Annotated in this window: 18 protein-coding genes; 11 read left to right on the top strand and 7 right to left on the bottom strand. The window is 48.4% G+C overall.

The features are described from left to right. The first annotated feature begins 62 nt into the window (after positions 1-62). Positions 63-419, top strand: a complete 357-nt coding sequence (locus NG796_RS21720; protein WP_261209206.1) for a hypothetical protein — start codon at positions 63-65, stop codon at positions 417-419. 376 nt (positions 420-795) lie between these two features. Here NG796_RS21720 and pdhA read toward each other — a convergent pair whose 3' ends face one another. Beyond that, a complete protein-coding gene (gene pdhA, locus NG796_RS21715) occupies positions 796-1,827 on the bottom strand; it encodes a pyruvate dehydrogenase (acetyl-transferring) E1 component subunit alpha (RefSeq protein WP_261209205.1) in 1,032 nt (343 codons plus the stop codon). Between the two features lie 546 nt (positions 1,828-2,373). Between pdhA and NG796_RS21710 the strand changes: the two genes are divergently transcribed. The 6 genes from NG796_RS21710 to NG796_RS21685 all read left to right on the top strand — a co-directional run bounded on the left by NG796_RS21710 (position 2,374) and on the right by NG796_RS21685 (position 9,500). Continuing rightward, positions 2,374-4,668 carry an IMS domain-containing protein gene (locus NG796_RS21710; RefSeq protein WP_261209203.1) on the top strand — a complete coding sequence of 765 codons (2,295 nt, stop codon included), beginning with the start codon at positions 2,374-2,376 and terminating at the stop codon, positions 4,666-4,668. A gap of 963 nt (positions 4,669-5,631) precedes the next feature. Continuing rightward, entirely contained in the window at positions 5,632-6,876 is a 1,245-nt protein-coding gene (locus NG796_RS21705) for a DUF4912 domain-containing protein (RefSeq protein ID WP_261209202.1), read from the top strand. A gap of 130 nt (positions 6,877-7,006) precedes the next feature. After that, positions 7,007-7,405: a DUF2358 domain-containing protein gene (locus NG796_RS21700; RefSeq protein WP_261209201.1), complete on the top strand. Its 399-nt coding sequence runs from the start codon at positions 7,007-7,009 to the stop codon at positions 7,403-7,405. Positions 7,406-7,448: 43 nt separating this feature from the next. After that, the gene (locus NG796_RS21695; RefSeq protein WP_261209200.1) at positions 7,449-8,639 is read left to right on the top strand and encodes a TRC40/GET3/ArsA family transport-energizing ATPase; all 1,191 of its coding nucleotides are present in this window, start codon (positions 7,449-7,451) and stop codon (positions 8,637-8,639) included. Positions 8,640-8,920: 281 nt separating this feature from the next. Further along, entirely contained in the window at positions 8,921-9,124 is a 204-nt protein-coding gene (locus NG796_RS21690; protein ID WP_261209199.1) for a hypothetical protein, read from the top strand. Between the two features lie 10 nt (positions 9,125-9,134). Next, entirely contained in the window at positions 9,135-9,500 is a 366-nt protein-coding gene (locus tag NG796_RS21685; RefSeq protein ID WP_317619341.1) for a type II toxin-antitoxin system death-on-curing family toxin, read from the top strand. A gap of 184 nt (positions 9,501-9,684) precedes the next feature. On the opposite strand, the gene NG796_RS21680 is transcribed toward NG796_RS21685, so the two are convergent. The 4 genes from NG796_RS21680 to NG796_RS21665 all read right to left on the bottom strand — a co-directional run bounded on the left by NG796_RS21680 (position 9,685) and on the right by NG796_RS21665 (position 11,915). Further along, positions 9,685-10,065 carry a hypothetical protein gene (locus tag NG796_RS21680; protein WP_261209197.1) on the bottom strand — a complete coding sequence of 127 codons (381 nt, stop codon included), beginning with the start codon at positions 10,063-10,065 and terminating at the stop codon, positions 9,685-9,687. 308 nt (positions 10,066-10,373) lie between these two features. Next, positions 10,374-11,264, bottom strand: coding sequence for a phospholipase D-like domain-containing protein (locus NG796_RS21675; RefSeq protein WP_261209196.1), 891 nt, complete (start codon positions 11,262-11,264; stop codon positions 10,374-10,376). A gap of 17 nt (positions 11,265-11,281) precedes the next feature. After that, positions 11,282-11,764, bottom strand: coding sequence for a hypothetical protein (locus NG796_RS21670; RefSeq protein ID WP_261209195.1), 483 nt, complete (start codon positions 11,762-11,764; stop codon positions 11,282-11,284). A gap of 25 nt (positions 11,765-11,789) precedes the next feature. Then, the gene (locus NG796_RS21665) at positions 11,790-11,915 is read right to left on the bottom strand and encodes a hypothetical protein (RefSeq protein WP_261209194.1); all 126 of its coding nucleotides are present in this window, start codon (positions 11,913-11,915) and stop codon (positions 11,790-11,792) included. A gap of 93 nt (positions 11,916-12,008) precedes the next feature. Here NG796_RS21665 and purL point away from each other — a divergent pair, with 93 nt between their 5' ends. Further along, on the top strand, positions 12,009-14,378 hold the full coding sequence (gene purL / locus NG796_RS21660) for a phosphoribosylformylglycinamidine synthase subunit PurL (protein WP_261209192.1): 2,370 nt from the start codon (positions 12,009-12,011) through the stop codon (positions 14,376-14,378). Between the two features lie 33 nt (positions 14,379-14,411). Then, positions 14,412-15,950, top strand: coding sequence for an amidophosphoribosyltransferase (purF, locus tag NG796_RS21655; RefSeq protein WP_261209191.1), 1,539 nt, complete (start codon positions 14,412-14,414; stop codon positions 15,948-15,950). Between the two features lie 91 nt (positions 15,951-16,041). On the opposite strand, the gene NG796_RS21650 is transcribed toward purF, so the two are convergent. Together NG796_RS21650 and NG796_RS21645 are read right to left on the bottom strand one after the other, a co-directional pair. Continuing rightward, positions 16,042-17,076, bottom strand: a complete 1,035-nt coding sequence (locus NG796_RS21650) for a DnaJ C-terminal domain-containing protein (protein ID WP_261209190.1) — start codon at positions 17,074-17,076, stop codon at positions 16,042-16,044. Between the two features lie 557 nt (positions 17,077-17,633). Further along, a complete protein-coding gene (locus NG796_RS21645) occupies positions 17,634-18,926 on the bottom strand; it encodes a glucose-1-phosphate adenylyltransferase (protein WP_261209188.1) in 1,293 nt (430 codons plus the stop codon). Positions 18,927-19,667: 741 nt separating this feature from the next. On the opposite strand from NG796_RS21645, the gene gshA reads away from it, so the two are divergent. Then, positions 19,668-20,819, top strand: a complete 1,152-nt coding sequence (gshA, locus tag NG796_RS21640) for a glutamate--cysteine ligase (RefSeq protein ID WP_261209186.1) — start codon at positions 19,668-19,670, stop codon at positions 20,817-20,819. Between the two features lie 170 nt (positions 20,820-20,989). Continuing rightward, positions 20,990-21,451 (top strand): tRNA (cytidine(34)-2'-O)-methyltransferase, encoded by a 462-nt coding sequence (locus tag NG796_RS21635; protein ID WP_261209185.1) that lies wholly within the window; start codon positions 20,990-20,992, stop codon positions 21,449-21,451. The last annotated feature ends 882 nt before the right edge of the window (positions 21,452-22,333 follow it).

Here is a 22,333-nt window from a genome sequence, read left to right as displayed (position 1 = left end):
TAGGATGCTAAATATAACCAAATTCTCGTTTTACAAGTTCCCTAATCAAGAGGTCATTAGATATGCAACGCATTTTATCCGCTTTAAAACAAGTCCGCTTGGGACTGATGGCGATCGCCTGTGCCTTTACCTTCATCAGCCTTTCCGGTGCCTTCGCCTTCGCTCATCCCAGCCAAGCCGCAACCGGCTTAGATTCAAGATTAGTCAAAGAAGAATATAAAATCGATAACAACAAACGGGACAATCAATTAGAGAGCCGAGAAGAATCCTACGAAAAAATGCTAAAAGAAGCTAAAGATATCCACACAGAAGAAAAAGCCTATGAAGAAAATCTTTCTGAATATCGAGATGAAAATCCCGCACCGGGTTTAGCTGAAAAAGCCCAAGGCTTGATAGAAAAGTTAACCGATACTGAATAAGTTTTTCAATCAAACCCTTGAACGGGTTCTAACCCTTTTCCTTTAGTTTCATCTTAAAATCAAGGCAAACCTATCGGGATAACGTTTGGGTTAAACTGAGCCTTTTTCTTTCCCTTCCTAACTAAGACATCACCCTAAACCTCTCCTAAGTCTAGGGTATAAAAAAAGCTGTAACCCTCATGCTGCAAAGGTTTCAGCTTTTTTTATTTTCCAAAGGTTTTTACCGATCTCCGAGTACCGGATGCCGGAGGATACCAAATCCGGGTAGGATACGGAATCCGGCATTCAAAAGTCTATCGTAACCCGCACCTACCCAAAAAAAGGGGCGCATTCTCGCACCCCCTCTGAGGAATAGCCGAAATTGACTTACAATTGGCTAATCTTCCGCAAACACATAGCGATATAACTCCGAAGGGTCGGGTTCGGGACTATTCTCCGCAAACTGCACCGACTCATCCACAATCGCTTGCACTTTATTCTCAATTTCCTTGAGTTCCTCGGCGGTTGCCAAATTCTTCTCCGTCAGATAAGCACTCAACTGTTTAATCGGGTCCCGAGACAGCCAAAATTCCTTTTCTTCCTTGCTGCGAAGTTCATCGGGATCTGCCAGGGAGTGACCCCGGAACCGATAGGTCATTGCTTCAATCAAGGTAGGACCTTCTCCGGCGCGGGCGCGTTTCACTGCTTCTAGGGCCGCAGTCCGAACCGCCAAAACATCCATTCCATCCACTTCGACGCCAACCATCCCAAACGCCGCAGCCTTCTTATAAATTTCCGGTTCAGAAGTAGCCCGTTCGTGGGCCATCCCGATCGCCCATTTATTATTTTCTACCACATAAATAATGGGTAACTTCCAGAGTGCCGCCATATTCAAACACTCAAAAAACTGCCCATTATTGCAGGCCCCATCGCCAAAGAAACAAGCCGTCACGCTATCCGAACCGGCGTCTCCCATTGCTTCCCGACGATACTTGCTTTGAAACGCGGCCCCAGTTGCCACCGGAATGCCTTCCGCCACAAATGCAAAACCGCCCAACAAGTTATGTTCTCCCGAGAACAAGTGCATAGAACCGCCACGGCCCTTGCTGCATCCCGTCGCCTTGCCGAATAACTCCGCCATCACCTCTCTAGCAGGAACCCCCGCACTCAAGGCATGAACGTGATCCCGATAGGTGCTACAAACATAGTCCCAATCCCGTTTCATCGCCCGGATCACTCCGGTTGAGACCGCCTCCTGTCCATTGTAGAGGTGGACAAAACCAAACATTCGGCCTCGGTAGTACATCTCGGCGCATTTGTCCTCAAAGAAGCGCCCTAAAACCATATCTTCGTACAACATCAAACCGTCTTCTTTTGACAGTTGTACGGTGCTTACGTCAAATGTTGGTAAAGTCCGTTCCTGAATCATCACAGTCTCCTGGTAGCTTGGAACCCGAGGGTTGAGACCTCGGAAGAAAAGCGAATTGCCCGGGTTTAACCCCTTAAAACATAAGAAACCCAGTTTTTTTTGTTAGGAAACCTGGAAAACCAATCCCTTTGCTGGAGAACCCCGGCGGTTGTCGTCACTTTAAATTGATTTCAATCCCTATCGTTTTATCCCAATCAGGGATTAATCCACCAGCATCGCCACTAGGGCAAACATCATATCATAAAGGTTCGATCGCTTATAGGGGTAAGGACAACTGCCCCAGGAAAACCCAACTGAATTGGCCCCCAGTTGACGAAGCTCCCTGGACCTTGTTAAATAGAAGCCAACACCGGGCAAGCCACGCAAACCCTCTTTAGTACGGCAGAACCCTAAATTAACCTTGAAGTACGGCGCAATTCTCCAGATAAGATAACTCTGAAACCTTTTATCATAGAAACTAAAGGCTATAATTATCGGACTCTTTTAGTCGTTTATATTTGCTGCTATTGGTTTGTCTGGTTGCTCATCAAGCAGGGGAAGTAGATTGTGCTAGTGCCACTCGATTATTACCGGATTCTCGGCCTGCCAATTCAGGTACCTGGGGTCGAAACCCCTGGCTATGCTGAACAGCTTAAGCAGGCCCATCGCGATCGCAAAGAGCAACTCCCAAGGCGGGAATATTCTGAAGTCGCCACAAGTGCTCGCAGACAACTCATTGACGAAGCCTATACCGTTCTGAGCGATCCCGAAGAGCGTCAAAAATATGACGCCAGCTTTCTGGCTAAAGCCTATGAACTAGAGTCAGCCCCCGCCGACTCTTCCAAGGGAAGAGGGGGACTAGAGTCAAGTGACTCTTACCTTGACCCGAATACTCCCAGCATCGATGTTCCCTCGGAAGGCTTCATCGGGTCCTTACTGATTCTCCAAGAACTTGGGGAATATGAACTGGTCTTGAAACTCGGACTCCCAGTCCTCAGCGGTAGCAACATTAGTTTAAAAAATGGCCGCTTCGGAGACCCCAAACTCGTAGAGGCAGATATTATCCTCACCTTAGCCCTCGCCTGTTTAGAACTGGGGCGGGAACAATGGCAGGGGGGTAAATATGAAAATGCTGCCATCTCCCTAGAAAACGGCCAAGAAATGCTCTTGCGCGAAGGACTCTTTCCCGCAGTGCGCGGAGAAATGCAAGCGGACCTCTATAAACTCCGACCCTACCGGATTTTAGAACTATTGGCCCTCCCAGAAACCCGAGGCAAAGAACGGCAACGGGGATTGCAACTCTTGCAAGATATGTTGCAGGAACGGGGTGGAATTGATGGTACCGGGGACGATCGCTCCGGGTTGTCCGTAGATGATTTTTTACGCTTTATTCAGCAACTCAGAAGCCACCTTACTGCCGCTGAACAACAGGAATTATTTGAAGCCGAAGCCCGTCGTCCCTCCGCTGTTGCCACCTACCTCGCCGTTTATGCCCTCGTTGCCCGAGGATTTGCCGCCCGCCAACCGGCCCTGATCCGCCGGGGTCAAATGCTGTTGACTCATTTAGGGCGACGTCAGGACGTCCACCTGGAACAATCCGTCTGTTCCCTTCTATTAGGACAAACCGAGGATGCGGCCCAATCCCTGGAATTGACTCAGGAACAGGAAACCCTCACCTTTATTCGGGAAAATTCGCGGAATTCACCGGATTTACTCCCGGGATTGTGCTTGTATGCCGAAAGGTGGCTACAATCCGAGGTCTTTCCCCATTTCCGGGATTTAGCAACCGCCCAGGCATCGTTAAAAGATTATTTTGCCGATGAACAGGTGCAGGCTTATTTAGAGGCCCTCCCCGAAACAACTGCCGATGAAGTGAACGAGTGGATGGTGGTCCCACCGCCCCCAAATCCCGTCACCATTGGATTACCGCAACCGACCCCAAGACGGGATACGGCATTCATGACGACCTTGCGGTTAGATAGTAATGGGGCCAGCAATGGGACTCCCGGCAAAAATCCCAGTCTCTCGTCCTCAGCCGTGTCCTTGGCAACCCTTCCCACAGCCATTCGCACCAGTTCTAGTCCAGATACTGCGGGTCCCGGCAGAATCCGCGATCGCTCTCGTCCCAGCGAGGACCGCAGCGCATCCGGTAATGGGAAACGCGACGATCGCAGCAAATTACCCGTCGCCGCCCGAGTCCGAGGATTAGAACCCATTGAAACCCCCCCATCTCGTCGCAGTGGCGTCGGACGCACCGGCGCTAAAGGCAAAAACCCCAAACTAGAGCGCTTAATTTTATTAGGCGTCGGTGGATTACTAGGGTTATTGCTGCTTTGGTTGCTGATTAACTCCCTCCGATGGATGGCTGGATTATTTCAAACAGGACCCTCATTACGCGGGGAACAGTTGAGCATTCAGCTTGACCAATCTGCGATCCCGATCGCCACTCAACCCACCCCAGAAGAACTAGGGGCGACCGGACCTATCAACCAGGCGATCGCCCAGGGCGTCCTTCAAAAATGGTTCACCATCAAATCCGAAGCCCTCGGCAGCACCCATAAGGTGGAAAAATTACCCGAAATCTTGATGGATCCAGCCCTCTCCTTGTGGCAACGCCGCGCCGAAGCTGCCCGTCAGGAAAATTGGTATTGGGAATATGACCACAGTATTAAAGAAACCGGCTTTGAAATGAGTCCCACAGACCCTAACCGCGCCACCATAGAGGCCCAGGTCAGTGAAACCGCCCGGTTATTTGAGAATGGACAACTCAGTAACACTCGTGATGACAATTTACGGGTTCAGTATCAGTTCGTTCGCCAAGACGGTCAGTGGCGCATTCGGGATTGGGTCATCCTACCCTAAATGCGAATTAAGTCAGGATTTAAGCCGATGGGGACCAACCCCCTCGGTTTTTTTCTTTGTCGGGACAGGGCTGAAGCCCTGTCATACCCCATCGGGTTTTTATAAACCGTTCAATATCAGATCCCATATAACGAGGGATCCCCCGTCTTTCCTATCCCACATCTCCCGCCCTATAAGGCTTAAGAGCGATCGCTCCCCAATTGTCATCAAATCTTGACATAAACGGTTAGGGACCCGATCCCCGATCCCAGGCTTATATCAAGAATTCCTGACATTACGATCCCCGAACTGCTTGTAAATCCGTAATAACCCGTAGATTGACCTAGAATCACCTGCCGTACCCCCTTGACCCTATCGAATCTTTTCTGCAACATAGACATAACCAAGCGATCCCCCACGATCCCAAAAAAAAGCTGTACTCAACAGCCAAGGGACCCAATCGAGAGTCAACACCCTTGAGGTGGAAAACCCTCAACTTCGGGAAACATTTGGTCAGTCCCATTCGGGTAACGATAGGTCCGCGTATCCAGCGAGGACCCGTTCAACGAAAAAGACTCTCGGGGGTTTATTCCCAAGCGAATCCTGATTCAGAATTTTTGAATCAAAAGTTGCAAAAGAAAACCCAGAGTCAGTCCAAAGTGCACACCCGTCTAGCAGGACCTTAGCCGTAGGGACAAAGAAAAACGGCGATCGAGCCGCCGCTAATTTTTATCAACCAGGTAACCGTAAGACAACAGTTTTATTATCCTGCGGTACAAATTCCATTCACACAATTAACTCGGGATTTGTCCCGCCATAAAAACTTTAAGGATAGGGAAGGAGGATCGCGATCGCTCATTTACAGGCAAGGCTACCTAACATTCCGAAGTAATTCCTCGAACCAATATCAACCACAACGAGAAATTTTAACATCGGAAGCAACCCACCTGCCGTATAGCCGAAACATAGGAGGCCACGAGAACAATGGCAAAAGAACGACCCCCATTAGAAGAGATGACCCTCCGGCAACTCCGCCGAGTTGCAAGTGAATATGGAATCTCTCGTTATAGCCGGATGAGGAAATCTCAACTTCTGGCATCCATTCAAGAAAAACAACGCACCAAGATTTCCGTAGAACAAACCCGTACATTGGAGGCACAGGAAGAAGTGGAAGCAGCAAAATTTGAACTGGGTCAAGAAGATCGGACAGGTGGAACTCTCGCCTCAGTCGATGAAGGACTCGGCGATTTACCTGGTGGTTACGGTGAAAGCCGAATCATGCTGTTACCCCGCGATCCCCAATGGGCCTATAGCTACTGGGATATTCCCAACACCAACAAAGAAGAAATGCGCCGTCAAGGGGGCCAACAATTAGCCCTGCGCCTGTACGATGTGACCGACATCAACATCGAAACCCAAAGCCCCCACAGCATTCAAGAATATCCTTGCGACGAACTCGCCCGGGAATGGTACTTACCGATCCCCGTGAGCGATCGCGATTACGTCGTTGATATCGGCTACCGTTGTGCCGATGGTCGCTGGTTAGTCCTCTCCCGTTCCGCCCTCGTCCACATTCCTCCGGTTTATCCCTCCGACTGGATTGAAGACCACTTCCTCACCATCGAATGGGAAGAAGATCTGCGCGGCAAAACCTTCATGCAACTGGTTCCCCCCAGCAAGAAAGCGCCAGTGGCAAGCCCCAACGCCATCTACGACGAAATCTTTGGTATGGCCGAAAGTGCCGAATCTCAGCGCGTTGCCGGTTCCCTCTTCGGGTCCATGCAGCACGTTCCCGGTTCGATGGCCCCCGAACAGTCCCTCAGTTCCTACGTCTTCCCCTCCGGCGTGGGAATGTGGGCGGTTCCCACCGCTTCTGGTATCGGCATGAATATGTCCGGCGTCGGCATGAATATGTCCGGTGCAGGATTTGCCTCCGCACCTCCGAACCGTCCTCGCAAATTCTGGCTCGTTGCGGATGCTGAATTGATCGTCTACGGTGCCACCGAACCTGATGCCACCGTGACTATCGGTGGACGTCCTATCAAACTGAATGCCGATGGGACCTTCCGCTTCCAGATGTCCTTCCAAGATGGCATCATCGACTACCCCATCGTAGCAGTCGCTTCCGACGGTGAACAAACCCGCGAGATTCACATGAACTTTAATCGGATCACTCCTGCTCGTCGGACCAACACCAAAGAAGAAGCCGTCGAAGAATGGTTTGCATAAAGGTTAGAAATTGAGGGGTTGAAAATTCTTTTTCAATCCTTCATGTAAATCACCTTTTCAATCAACCCCTGGCGATTGCCGGGGGTTTATTATTGCTCTTAAAAGTTGCAGCAATTTTCGTATATTTTTTATGGACATTATTGAAATTCTCAAACAAGACTATCAACAGTTTCCCGAAAATCAGACCTATAGCCTTTATAGCGAAACGGTTTATTTTAAAGACCCGATGACTGAATTTCGGGGGTGCGATCGCTACCGCCAAATGATTGGCTTCATGTCCACCTGGTTTAAACAAATCAAAATGGACTTACATGACATTCGCCGCATCGATGACACCATCGAAACCCGCTGGACCCTGAATTGGACCACCCCCCTCCCCTGGCAACCTCGGATCGCCATCTCGGGACGCAGCGAATTGCAACTCAACCCCGAAGGAAAAATCATCTCCCACATCGATTACTGGGATATCTCCCGCCTCGACGTCCTCAAACAGCACTTCAAACCACAGGTTTCGGAAAAAAACCGCTAAAGTAAAGAGATGTTAACAATTCTCAGGCAGGGGTAAAAGATCCATGCGATTAATTTTAATGACCGGGAAAGGCGGCGTGGGTAAAACATCCGTTGCCGCTGCCACCGGATTACAATGCGCCGAATTAGGCTATAAAACCTTAGTATTGAGTACCGATCCAGCTCATTCCTTGGCCGATAGCTTTGACATGGAATTAGGTCATGAACCTCGCCTCGTGAGAGAGAACCTCTGGGGAGCAGAACTCGACGCACTCATCGAATTAGAGGCTAACTGGGGCTCGGTTAAACGTTATATTACTCAAGTGTTGCAAGCCCGAGGACTTGATGGCATTCAAGCCGAAGAACTCGCCATTTTACCCGGCATGGATGAAATCTTTGGTCTAGTGCGGATGAAACGGCATTATGACGAAGGCTTCTATGATGTCCTAATTATTGACTCCGCACCCACCGGGACCGCCCTGCGTTTACTCAGCTTACCCGAAGTCGGGGGCTGGTACATGAGACGATTTTATAAACCCTTCCAAGGCATATCTGTCGCCCTCCGGCCCTTCGTCGAACCCATCTTCCGCCCGATCGCAGGTTTTTCCCTCCCGGATAAAGAAGTGATGGATGCGCCTTATGAGTTTTATGAACAAATTGAGGCATTAGAAAAAGTATTAACCGACAATACTCAAACCTCCGTGCGCTTAGTCACCAACCCCGAAAAAATGGTGATTAAAGAATCCTTACGCGCTCATGCCTATTTGAGCTTATATAATGTAGCCACCGATTTGATTATTGCCAATCGCATTATTCCAGAAACCGTAACAGACCCCTTCTTTCAACGCTGGAAAGAAAACCAAAAGCAGTACCGAGAAGAAATTCACGAAAATTTCCGTCCCTTGCCGGTGAAAGAAGTGCCGCTTTATTCTGAGGAAATGTGCGGCTTAGAAGCGCTCGATCGCCTCAAAGAAACCTTGTACGAAAAAGACGAAGACCCCAGTCAAGTTTACTATAAAGAAACCACCGTTCGCGTCGTCCAACACCAAAATGAATACAGTTTAGAACTGTATTTACCAGGGATTCCTAAAGACCAAATTAATCTCAGTAAAAGTGCCGATGAGTTGAATATTACCATTGGCAACCATCGTCGAAATTTAGTGTTACCCCAAGCCTTAGCAGCCTTACAACCCTCCGGCGCAAAAATGGAAGATGACTATCTGAAGATTCGCTTTTCAGAAGTCGCTAAGGTGTAGGAAATATAGCCCGCACCCTCAAGGGTGGGGCTATCCAAACAAAGCCCGCCTACGCGGGCTAATCTTCTTCAGTTTGTAGTAACGACTTCAGTCGTTATCTGGGTGCGTTATCACGACTGAAGTCGTTGCTATAGCAAGCCTAAATGAGTTGGAATAAAGCAAGGGATCAAGATGCTTGCCCTCCAGGATCCAGGACTTTCAAGGTTGAATATTTTTTTACAACCTAGTGAAGACTGATATATGCTATAATTTACAAAAATAGTAGTTTTGAAGGAAGTAAAATGGAACCGAGTTCAAAACAAATCAACCTGGTTGATCAGTATAGCTCTACTGAATCGACTCCCGAAAATAGTAAAGCCACCGAACAAGGGCGATCGCCAGACCAACCCTTATTTACTTATGCCTCCAAAGAAGAAGTCCAGCAGGCTTATTTAGCCGTCGAACAAGAATGGGAGGAGGTTTTCCGTCGCCTTGCAGACTCCTAGATTTATTGAAATGTCCGAAGTTCTGGATATCCATAACCGTCAACTCAACAAATTTGGCGGCACTTCTGGGATCAGAGACGAAGGGTTACTCGACTCCGCACTAGCTCAACCTCAAGCTACCTTTGGCGGACAATTTCTGCATCCCACTCTACCAGAACAAGCCGCAGCCTACCTCTACCATTTGGCAAAGAATCATCCCTTTGTGGATGGTAACAAGCGCACTGCCTTAGCGGTAATGTTGACATTCCTCAGAATCAACGGATACCGCCTCAACTTGTCACCGGATGCGACATACCAGATGGTCCTGGATGTGGTGGAAGACAAAATGAGTAAGGAAGCATTAGGCGAATTCTTAGGAAAACATATCAAACCGTAGGAATGGCCCAAATCCAGATAAAATAGGTTTACTGTACTCTGGTGCAACGCCCTAATCCATATCTGCAATCTCAAATGCCCCCTTCGGGTTAGACAGTCCCGACGACCATAATCTATCCCAAATTCTATCAACTTTCGATTTCAGTTCCGGGTCGGCTAGAATTTGATTAACTGACTTACTTTTGTTACTGTTTCTGCTGTAAAAATTCGGCAAAATCGCGAACTTCAGCAACTAAATCATCCGATAAATTATCTAAGACTACTGTTAAATGTTCTCGAACTCCCATCGCTTCACGAGCAGGAATGGTTAAAACTAATTGATGAGGGTAAACGGTTTCTACTCCGATTGTCTCCATAAACGAATCAGCTTCATCCTGAGTCGCTGACACAAAATTACCCTTTTCATCGTACTTAACCCAACCCCCAAACAATTCGACAAGATAAGCCTTTCCCTCTCCCAGAACTTCCACAATTGTGCCAACGGTTTCCACCTGCGCCACTCCCCCATCGGTTAAGGGAATTGCTTCCGTGAGTTTAACCCCATCAAATAGCTGAAATTGAGCCATTACAACCCTCCTAATCTATCCGGTACTGCTGTTACAAACCTAGCAACATCTTAATCAAATAGCACAATCCAAACCGTTCTAATGCGTCGAGAGATCCCAGAAAAGCCTGTAACTTCAAATTTCACGAACCAATCACTTTCTTTGCTAATGGCTCGACCCAAACTTTATATAAATTAAATCCAAAAGTTAAGCTTTTCCACCCATGAGAAAATGTGACTGAAAAAGCAATTTTATTTACATCTAAATAATCTATAATAACCTTCTTTATTACTCATTGGCTATCCCATTTTAATTTTTTTACCAATCCTTTAATCATCCTTTTCAGCTAAATGCTTTGAGCTTAAATAAAAATCTCTATCCCAATAAGAATCCGAGGATTCGTCCCGATTAACTATATCCATCAAAGTTCCACAATTTGGATTATTATCCCAAGGCAAGTAAATTCCTCTTGCACCATATTCATTAATTAAACCTTTGAGAAAAGGTTCAAATTCTGAACTGATTTCATATGTTTGTTCTCGGGGATCGTAAATTATATATTCTTCTAATGAATAATCATTTCCATTACTACAAGTTAAATAATCTACTTCCCATTCTATAAAGAAATGTGCTACATCCTCGATAAGGTCGGCAGCAAAATGTGGTTGCTTTTTGAGGATTAATTCAGCAAAACCTTGGGAAAAATCGTTGACATACGTGGAAGACCATTGTTTATCAAACCACTGCTGGAGTTCCTGGCAATCTTCTGGAGCATCAAATCTTGCATTTAATTCTCCCAATCGATGTTCTAGCCCGGAATAAGTGAGGTTACTACTACCCAAAAATGCAGTAGTCGCTATTTTTGATTTCTGTTGATATATAAGATAAAGTTTGGCATGAATGTTAGATGCTACAGTAAATCTTAATTCAACTTCTCCGAGTCTTAGTTGATTTGTGAATTTTAGCAATTTATCTTTTTGTGTAGGTAATACTCCACGAATTAAGGTTTCATATATTTCAGTTTGTCTAGGTCTTATACCTACAAGTAAACGACAACGGCTCCTTTCAAAGGTAAAAAATCTATCAACTAAGTCAGCAATTAGCAGCCACCCACCTAAATTAAAGTAACCCACACAAATATCAATATGGCTAGATGTTTTAATCGTTTCTCTTAGTACATTTAAAAATGCTTTTTCCGTATTATCAAAAAAACGTGACATATTATTATTTGGATATTTTAAGCTACCAAGTTCTCAGTAAACTCAATCAAATCTTCCGCTTGTTGTTTCTCGGTAAACCATCGTTCCACAGCATACTCACTACCAAAACGCTCCAGCGGTTCTTCATACAAATCTGCTACCTCCAATTTACGCTTCTTCAAAAACATATCTGCGATAATGCGATTTAACTGTTTCGGTGTCGCCGTTCTTAGCTTAGAGGAAAAACACCTCTGGCGCTTCTCAATCTCTGTAACGTAATGCCTCACCTGCTGTTCTGCTACCCTGGGATCGCGGCTTTGTCGCTTCGCCTCCACAACCGCGATCGCCTCGCCGTTCGGCTGATACAGACAATAGTCCGTAACTCCGTTCCAAGGTGCTGCATCGTAGCCATCTACCGGAATCTCTATCCCCACCTGGTTTGGATCTTCGAGATTCCATCCCGCTATCTGTAAGGCTTTATCGATTAATTCTTTTCGGGTGTTCGCTTCGTTACGAGACATTACGATATTATTTGCTGGCCCAATTTCAATTTAGGGATCCTGCGCGATCGCTCCACCCCTCATTTACCCGATAACAAGTCGTAAACTTCATCTGAAAGCAATCCGTACCCATTATGCCATAGCTGCGGCGATCGCTAGACCAACTCAGCATTAGGCGAATTGTTAGGAAAACATATCAAACCGTAGGAATGGCCCAAGTCCAGATAAAATAGGGTTACTGTACTCTGGTGCAACGCCGTAATCCATGTCTGCAATCTCAAACGCCCCCTTTTCTCCGGAAGAAATCGCTGCCGAAAGTCTGAAACCGGCAGAATATGAAGAAATCGTCAAACGGCTAGAACGCCATCCCAATAAAGCAGAATTGGGAATGTTTGGCGTGATGTGGTCTGAACACTGTTGTTATAAGAATTCGCGTCCCCTGCTGAAACAGTTTCCCACCACCGGCGATCGCATCCTAGTCGGTCCTGGAGAAAATGCTGGGGTAATAGACTGCGGAGACGGATTGCGACTCGCCTTTAAAATCGAATCCCATAACCACCCCTCGGCGATCGAACCCTTCCAAGGTGCAGCCACCGGGGTTGGCGGCATCCTCCGAGATATCTTTACAATGGGTGCTCGTCCCATCGCCCTTCTCAACTCCCTGCGCTTCGGAAATATCGAAGACCCCCGCACTCGCCGCATCTTCACTGGCGTTGTAGAAGGAATCAGCCACTATGGTAACTGTGTTGGGGTCCCCACCGTAGGCGGCGAAGTGTACTTCGATCGCGCCTATACTGGCAATCCCCTCGTTAATGTCATGGCACTGGGGATTATGGAAACTCCAGAAATTGTTAAATCGGGGGCTTCCGGTGTCGGTAATCCCGTCCTCTATGTTGGTTCTACCACCGGCAGAGATGGCATGGGAGGCGCGAGTTTCGCCAGTGCAGAATTGACGGATAAATCCGCAGACGATCGCCCTGCGGTTCAAGTGGGCGACCCCTTCTTAGAAAAATCTCTGATTGAAGCCTGTTTAGAAGCCTTCAACACCGGCGCAGTGGTTGCCGCCCAGGATATGGGCGCTGCGGGAATTACCTGTTCCACCTCGGAAATGGCAGCGAAAGGTAATCTCGGCATTGAACTGGATTTAGACTTAATCCCTGTCCGAGAAACCGGCATGGTACCCTACGAGTTCCTCCTCTCCGAATCCCAGGAACGAATGCTGTTTGTGGCGCACAAGGGACGGGAACAAGAACTGATTGATATTTTCCATCGTTGGGGACTTCAGGCGGTGATTGCCGGGACGGTGATTGCTGAACCGATTGTGCGGATTCTCCATCAAGGGGGCGTTGCCGCAGAAATCCCCTGCCGCGCTTTAGCGGAAGATACGCCAATTTACGATCGCCAGTTAATGGCAGAACCCCCAGAATATGCCCAAAAAGCATGGGAATGGACTCCGGAGACTCTTCCTCCTTGCACCCCAGAAGGTATCGAGATTCAAGGCAAATCCCAGAGTTGGACTGAGATTTTATTGCAATTATTAGATACTCCCACCATTGCCTCGAAGCGATGGGTGTATCGGCAATATGATCATCAGGTACAGAATAATACTGTCTTGCTGCCGGGAGGGGGAGATGCGGCAGTCGTTCGGTTACGTCCCCAAGCACCCCTCTCCTCCAGTCCCGCCACCCATCGCGGAGTTGCCGCTACGGTAGATTGCAATTCCCGGTATGTGTATCTGGACCCCTACGAAGGAGCAAAGGCAGTAGTAGCAGAAGCTGCCCGGAATTTAAGCTGTGTGGGTGCCGAACCCATTGCTGTTACAGATAATCTCAATTTCGGTAGTCCCGAAAAACCCATCGGCTATTGGCAGTTAGCATCAGCCTGTAAAGGTATCTCTGAAGCTTGTAGCGAGTTTGCTACTCCGGTGACTGGGGGGAATGTCTCTCTTTACAATGAAACCCTCGATGCCAAAGGGGACCCGACGCCTATTTATCCCACACCCGTGATTGGCATGGTGGGATTGATTCCCGATATTACCCAAGTTTGTGGACAAGGGTGGCGCAATCCTGGGGATCGGATTTATCTATTAGGATTACCAATTACTGCCATAACCCAGAATGTGTCTTTAGGCGGTTCGGAATATTTAGCCGCCATTCACGAGATGGTTGCGGGCAAACCGCCCGTTGTGGATTATCCGTTGGAACGACAAGTGCAAGCAACTGTAAGAGAAGGGATTCGCCAAGGGTGGGTACAATCGGCTCACGATTCGGCGGAAGGCGGCTTAATGGTGGCTTTGGCTGAATCCTGTATTGGCGGGAATTTAGGGGCGAAAATCACCTTAAATACTGATGCAGCAGCCGTCTCGCGTTGGGATGAAATCCTGTTTGCCGAAGGGGGTGCACGGATTGTAGTCTCGGTGTCTCCAGAACAGGTGGAAAACTGGGAATCTTATTTACAAGAGCACTTGGCAGGAAATTGGCAAAAAATTGGGGAAGTATCGGAAATCCCGACGGGTTTAATCGTTAATTCCGATGTTAACCTTCCCTTAATTGACGTTAGTATGACAGATATGCGCGATCGCTGGTCGAATGCCATCGAACGTCGCCTATCTGCATCCCCAAACCTTCCCGGTTGATCTACTACCCCAAACAGGAGCGAAGCCGTAAGCATGATCCCCAATCGTCCCTTGTCCTCTGACGAGCATTATCCTGCATCCGCAGAGTCTTTGAGTGAACCAACTGAGGTTAACCCGGCTATGTCCAACCGCCCGGATAAACCAGAAGAAGCCTGTGGCGTGTTTGGCGTTTATGCCCCCGGTGAAGATGTGGCGAAAATGACTTATTTTGGTCTCTATGCCCTTCAGCATCGGGGTCAAGAATCCGCTGGAATTGCGACATTTGACAGTAATGCCCAAGTCCATCTCCATAAAGGGATGGGGCTAGTGTCCCAAGTCTTTAATGAGACGATTCTGGACGAATTACCCGGACATTTGGCGGTGGGACATACCCGGTATTCGACGACGGGAACCAGTCGGGTGGTGAATGCTCAACCGGCGATCGTCCCGACTCGGTTAGGTCCGTTGGCACTAGCACATAATGGTAATCTTGTCAATACTGCCGCTCTGGGTCAAGAGTTGATCGAACAACAGTGCAACCTGATTACGACAACGGATTCAGAAATGATTGCCTGGGCGATCGGGTTGGAAGTGGATAAGGGCAAAGATTGGTTAGATGCCGCTATCAGCGCTTTTCATCGGTGTAAAGGAGCCTATAGCTTGGCGATCGCCACCCCGAAAGGCATCATGGGAGCCCGGGACCCCAACGGCATTCGTCCCCTGGTGATTGGGACCTTAGAAGGCAACCCCACCCGCTATGTTCTAGCGTCGGAAACCTGTGGATTAGACATCATCGGTGCAGAATACCTGCGGGATGTGGAACCGGGAGAATTAGTCTGGATTGGAGAAGAAGGATTAGCCTCATTCCATTGGAGTAAAGAATCCCAACGCAAACTCTGTATCTTTGAAATGATATACTTTGCGCGCCCCGATAGCATCATGTGCAATGAGTCCTTGTATAGCTATCGCCTGCAATTGGGACGACAACTGGCGAAGGAATCTCCGGCAGATGTGGATATCGTCATTGGCGTTCCTGACTCAGGCATTCCAGCAGCGATCGGCTTTTCCCAGACATCGGGCATTCCCTACGCAGAGGGACTGATTAAAAACCGTTATGTTGGGCGCACCTTCATCCAACCGACTCAGCACATGAGGGAGTCCGGGATTAAAATGAAGCTCAATCCCCTGAAAGATGTCCTCGTCGGCAAAAAAGTCTTAATGGTAGATGATTCCATCGTGCGCGGCACCACCAGCCGCAAAATCGTCAAAGCGTTGCGGGATGCTGGTGCAACGGAAGTACACATGAGGATTTCATCCCCTCCCGTGACTCATCCCTGCTTCTATGGCATCGACACCGACAGTCAGGATCAACTGATTGCGGCGACTAAATCTGTAGCGGAAATTGAAGCGCAAATCGAAGTAGATTCCCTGGCTTATCTGAGTTGGGAAGGAATGCTGATTGCTACGGGAGAAGACCCTAGCCGCTTCTGTTCCGCCTGTTTCACCGGCGATTATCCGATTCAAATCCCCGACCCTGTGAAACGTTCTAAGTTGATTATGGAGAAGGCCCTTTCCCCTACCCCCGCAGGCTAAAGCCTCGGGTTATAGGAACAAAGCCCGCCTGCGCGGGCTTTGTTTTTGTCATGACACCCTACGGGGATATCAGCTTTTTTCAGGCAGTCGCTTACAATCGGACCGACTGTAAATGACTGCGGGGGTTGTAGTGACGGGCATTGCGAATCTTTTCGTAGAGGTCCTTTTCCGTAGAATTGAGGTCTTTGGGAGGGGCGATCGCAATTCTGACCAACTGATCCGTGCGATCGCCCTTGGCAGTTTTCCATCCCTTACCTCGGAGTCGTAGGGTTTGTCCTGATCGAATTCCCGCAGGAACATTCATTTTCACCGTTCCATCGGGAGTAGGAATCTCAATGGTTGCCCCCAACACCGCCTCATCCGGGGCCACGGGGACCTCACAGATCAGATTATCTCCCTCAAACTGGAAAAACGAGTGGGGTTGGATTTCCACCTTCAAATACAAATCCCCCCGTTGTTGGTTGTAGGAATTCACCAAACCCTTGCCGCGAACTCGAATCCGGGTCCCTGGTTTGGCCCCTGCGGGAATCCGGACATCGATCGCCTCCGTCCCCAAATTTAAGCGCTTTTGGGTCCCTTGAAACGCCTCAGAAAACGTCAGGGTAATACTACTTTCCCGGTCCGCAGAGGTCCCACCCGTAGGGCGATCGCCTCCAAACCCCGACGCAAAATCCTCAAACCCCCCAACCCCACTCGTCGAAGTCGAACGCGGATTACGATAATTGTAACTGGCCCCTCCCGGACGAGGGCGACCCGCCCCAGGCCCCCCGACGCGACCGAGCAACGCATTGATAAAATCATCAAAGCTAGAGAATTGGCTAAAATCGAAGCCGCCAAAATCCACATTCCCACCACCGGGGGGCCATCCTGCTGCACCGGCTGCACCATCCGCTTGACGCCAATATTGTCCGAATTGGTCGTATTTTTTGCGTTTGTCTGAGTCACCCAGCACTTCATACGCTTCTGAAACTTCTTTAAACTTAGCTTCAGCTTGAGCGTTTCCTGGATTCATATCCGGATGATATTTGCGAGCAAGTTTACGAAAAGCCTTCTTAATTTCATCAACACTTGCGGTTTTACTGACTCCTAGAATTGCGTAGTAGTCCTTGAAGTCGGTCGCAGCCATTAATATTCCTCCTATACCGATTAAAGATTTAGTCTATAGTTTTTTTCTGGAAGCAGCCGAGGCGATCGGTGCTCCTAATCTAGGGTATCTAAATTTAACCCCGGCTTCAGTTCGGTTCTTACTCTGGGGTTCTAACGCAATTTCCGTACTGTCTTCAATCTCAGCAGTTCAGTCCTTCCCCTTCAAATCTTCAACGTCACGACTGGGGTCGTTGCTTCCGCAGACCGAGGGCCTGGTTTAAATCCCTAGGGCATTGGTACAGTATGGGGAAGGACAAACGGGGTTTCTTTAGAACATCTGTAGGCATCAGCAACCTAGAAAGGTCGAGAACCCCGCTTTTTTGTCCTTTGAACTTAATACTGTATTGGCGTTCTAACGGTGCTGGTTGTTGTGATGATCAACCCAGAAACAATTTCAGTCGTTTCTATGAACAGTTGAAAGATAACGACTGAAGGTTTGATACAGAATTTAAGGGAAAGGAACTTTTTTTCTTTGAGCAGGAAAAATGGACTATTAAGCCATTCCTGCTCAAAGAAAATAGGGAAAATTTAACCCTTTTAAATCACAGTTCCATCAGTAATGATGGCATTTTTCAGAACGACGACAATTCCATTACGGATATAGAACCCCTCACTTTCGCGATTGGCTTCTTCCACATGGTCTTTATTGATAATTTGTACCTTGCGACCGATGCGGGCATTTTTATCAACGATCGCCCGACGAATCGTCGTATCCGAACCAATTCCCAAGGGAACCCCACCTTTTTGAGAACCGGATTGGCGTTCAGCAAAGGGTTCGTAGAAGTCCGAACCCATAATCAGACTATCTTGAATCAAACAGCCCGCTTCAATGCGCGCTCGCACCCCTAACACCGAATGTTCAATCCGACATTCCTTGAGAATACAACCTTCCCCAATAATCGACTCTGTGACATGAGCATCTAACAACTTAGTCGGCGGCAAATACCGGGGACGAGTGTAAATGGGTGCTTTTTCATCATAGAAGCTAAAGGGTGGGTGAGGTTGCTTCGTTAAGGCCAAATTAGCATCGTAGAACGATTCCATCGTTCCGATATCTTCCCAGTACCCTTTAAACAAATAGGCTTGAACGTTATACTCGCTTGAGGAAGCGGGAATAATTTCCTTCCCAAAATCCGTGCGATCGGTAGATTCCCGGAGTAGCTTCGCCATTACATCTTTATTAAAGACATAAATCCCCATTGAGGCAATGTAAGGCGTTTTTTGAGCTTCCTCTGGGGTTAAACCCAAAGCCGTCGTATCGACCGCCATTTGGCGCAAAGCATCTCCTTTGGGCTTTTCGCTAAAGGAAACCACTCGGCCATTGTCGTCAATCTTCATCAGACCAAAATCTGAAGCCCGTTTCTCATCAATCGGCAATACCGAGAGGGTAATATCGGCATTGGTTTCGCGATGGCGTTGCAAAAACTCGCGATAGTCCATCCGATAAAGATGGTCCCCGGACAAAATCAAATATTGATCAATATCCCATTCTTCAAACAGCCACAGATATTTGCGAACTGCATCAGCGGTCCCCTGGAACCAACTGGTCGGATTTTCCGCCGTTTGCTGGGCCGCCAGGACCTCTACAAACCCCTCGCTAAAGCCAGAGAAATTGTAGGCACGAGCAAGGTGACGGTTTAAAGACGCCGAGTTGAACTGAGTTAGAACGTAGATTTTGAGAATGTCAGAGTTAATACAGTTACTCACGGGAATATCGATCAGGCGATATTTCCCGGCCAGTGGCACGGCTGGTTTGGCCCGCATCTTGGTTAATGGGTAGAGACGGGTGCCAGCGCCTCCTCCAAGAATAATGGCTAAGACTTTTTTCACGAAAAACCTCTCAACAGCGTCACGCGGTCAGCCGTGAGCACTCAGCCGGTCGCCTCCGAGTCGTTCGCCTTGAATCAGCGGCCAGTCTTAACAGAAAGCGTAGCTGCCATTGCAAAACCCGGGGACTCGGTACTTGCACGCAGGTGCAAGCATAGCCGATAGCTGATGGCTGACGGCTGCTCTTAACAAGTTAAGTGTCTGATTGTGTGGAACCATTGACAAGGGGGGGAGGGGGTGAGTTTGCTAGGGAATTCTAAGTGCCACGGCAAACCCTGAAAGGAGAAATGGTCTCAGAACCCTTACCCACTCTGGTTTTAATCTTCGAGAATCGGGCTTTTCTTCGGTGAAAAACCGTCTGGGAGAGAAAACATCAGCTCATTGAAAGAGTTGCAATCCATCTGTAGGCCATCCTCAGTACAAATCAGGCACAGAATTGGGAGCAAGGAAATTTGGGTCAAAGAGATTCCTTATCCCAGGACCAGACCCAGGGCAGTATTTATTTGAATAAAACGGGGACAACCCTGAAAGGGCAAATTTTTCATGAGCGCCCTCTCCTAGGGACCAGAAAGGGGGCCGCAGATCGCTTCTTCTGTCAATATCCCCGCACCTGTGCTCTCATAATGGAAGAAGGGGAAGCTCAATCCAAATTCCTCTTTCATCATGAGGGAGGGATTTAGGATGAGGATGACACCCTTGCGATTCACCCGATTTCAGGCAGAACTATTGAGCGGAGGATAAATCATGCTGCTATCGAAAGGCTTTGAGGTGGAAATTTATACGGGGACGCCCCAGGGAGATATTGTCGGACTCTCCGATAAAATTGTGGAGGCTCTACCGCGCTTTATGAGGGAGCCCGATAACCGGAATGTAGAATATACGACGCCACCCCTGTTGCGGTATGAGCAGTTGTTATGTGAACTGGTCCGGCCTCGGCGAATCCTGCGGGAGTATCTCCAGACGGTGGGGAATTACACATTAATTCCCGGGAGTAGCCTCTCTTTGGGTAGGACCGACCACTTTTATCGATCGGACCCCCATAACCCCTATCACGGGTATATCGAGAACACTTATGGGACGAAAGTGGTAACGGCGAGTGTTCACATTAATGTGGGCATCGATAATCCAGATTTGCTGATGCGCGCTTGTCGGTTGATTCACTTGGAGGCCCCGTTGTATTTGGCCCTGAGTGCGGCCTCGCCGTTCCTGGATGGGGAAGTGACGGGGTATCACTCTACGCGCTGGCATCTGTTCCCGCAAGTGCCGGAAACGGCCCCGTTGTTTGAAAATCATGCTCATTTTATCCGGTGGACGGAGCAACAGTTAGAGACGGGGGTGTTTCAAAATGTCCGGCATTTTTGGAGTTCGGTGCGTCCCAATGGCGATCGCCGTCCCTACACTCTCAATCGCCTAGAATTGCGAATCTGTGAATTAGTCTCCGACCCGATCGCCTTACTTGCCATTTCTGCGTTCCTAGAGGCCCGGTTGTGGCAGTTAATTGAAAATCCCCACCTAGACCCCTTAGAACTGAGCTTGTTACCGGCACAAACCCGCGCTGATGACCTAATTGCCCTCACCGATGCCAATGAGTCTGCCGTAGCTCACCGCAGTTTAGATGCTCAATTGCGGCACTGGCAAGATGGGAGAACGATTCTGGCCCGAGATTGGATTGAGGAACTCTATGAAGAGGTGTTGCCGACGGCGAAGAGACATGGATTTAGCTGTTTTCTGTCTCCCCTGAAAAAAATTCTGCGGGAAGGGAATGAAGCGCAACGGTGGTTAAAGTCGGTGGACCGGGGGCTGGACCCTCGGCAAGTGATTCAAGGGGCGATCGCCTCGATGAGTGACCAAGAGGCGGAATTAGAAGATAAACTCTGTCACCCTTGGGTTGCCTGATCAAGTCCCCGGAGTCAATCAGAATATCTAATCAATCGGGTTCAAGGTCGGATGATTAAAAATTTCTATCATTGAACCCGGTTTCTGGTTAAATGATACCCGGATAGCCTCGGATCGGGAACCCCGATCGCCTTGGATACCGAGTTGGATAGAGAAACGGTACGCGCTCCATGCCTCAAGTTGTCTTAGTTCATCCCCAAATTCCTCCCAATACGGGCAATATTGCCCGCACCTGTGCGGCGACGGGGACGCCGCTTCATTTAGTTGCTCCCTTGGGATTTGAGATTAGCGATCGCTATCTCAAACGGGCGGGATTGGATTATTGGCCCTATGTCGATGTTCACTACCATGAGGATTTAGCGGCGTTTCGGGCGTTTCACCGTCAGGGTGGAGGTCGTCAATTAGGGTTTAGTGCCCGAGGGGCTGATAATTACATTGAGTTTGAATTTCAACCCAATGACTGGTTATTGTTTGGTTCCGAAACCACGGGGTTATCTCCCGAACTCTTGGCGGAGTGCGATCGCACCCTTTATATCCCCATGACCCATCCCAAGGTTCGCAGTCTGAATTTGTCTGTCAGTGCGGCTTTAGGTCTATTTGAAGCGCTCCGCCAATTGGGTCAACTCCACTGACGAGACTAGGACTTTGGGTGAGTATTCCATTCTAAACAGGGACAAGAAACCAGGTTTCACTCCCTGGATTTGGGCCTAATGGCTCCAGATTTTCTCCACAAACCTGGTTTTTCTTCCCCTTTCTCTACCCCCGCCCTAGATTTTCTGGAGGAAATGACTTGAAGGGACCTCACGGGGGCGGGCTAAAAATGCCTCACCCCATCCGGGATTGAATTTCCGCAAATCATAAGAAATTCATATAGAACTACCCGGGTGGCGATCGCCTTTTCTCCATAGAATTTCATCATTCAATTTTAGGGGGCGATTCCCTTCAAACCCTTATCCCGTAGGCTTAGAGAGCCAAATTCTTGGAACGAACGACCGGAATGGGGGAAGAGAATCAAAACTAGGAGTATCCCCGGGATACGGTTGTGCTTTAGAGTTAAATCTGCTTAAAGTCTCATCTGAAGGATTGAGGGAAAATACCTCAAACCAAACCTGGTACATTTACTTAAATCGGGAGTCGGGTCAATTCCAGTCTGGGTCCAGTTCTGTTAAATCAGCAAACAACCCGGATGGGGGCAAGAGTTACGGTATCTGTAAACCGACCCAAGTGCGAGTTTTTCCCCGGATTTTAGGTCCCAATTAAGGGCCCTAAAAAGGGCGCTAAATAGAGCAACAGGGTTATTCAACCAGATTCGTAGCGATTGAAACAGGGATTCCGGTCTAAATGCCTTATAATCACCAAACAGCAGCTTTTTTCTGAAACATGGAGCTTGTCCCCTAGAATTCAAGGCAGAACGGAACGCGAAAGCGCAGAAGTTAATTTCGCCTGAAAGAAGCGCTGGATAAAGGAATATAAATTGCCCGTTAACATTTTGTGAACACTACCAACTTGTCGAA

Origin of the sequence: Laspinema sp. D2d (assembly GCF_025370755.1) — a bacterium.
In the GTDB taxonomy this organism is placed as follows: Bacteria; Cyanobacteriota; Cyanobacteriia; order Cyanobacteriales; family Laspinemataceae; genus Laspinema.
The sequence above is the reverse complement of the archived record's forward strand: the minus strand, read 5'-3'. Positions and strand labels throughout refer to the sequence as shown.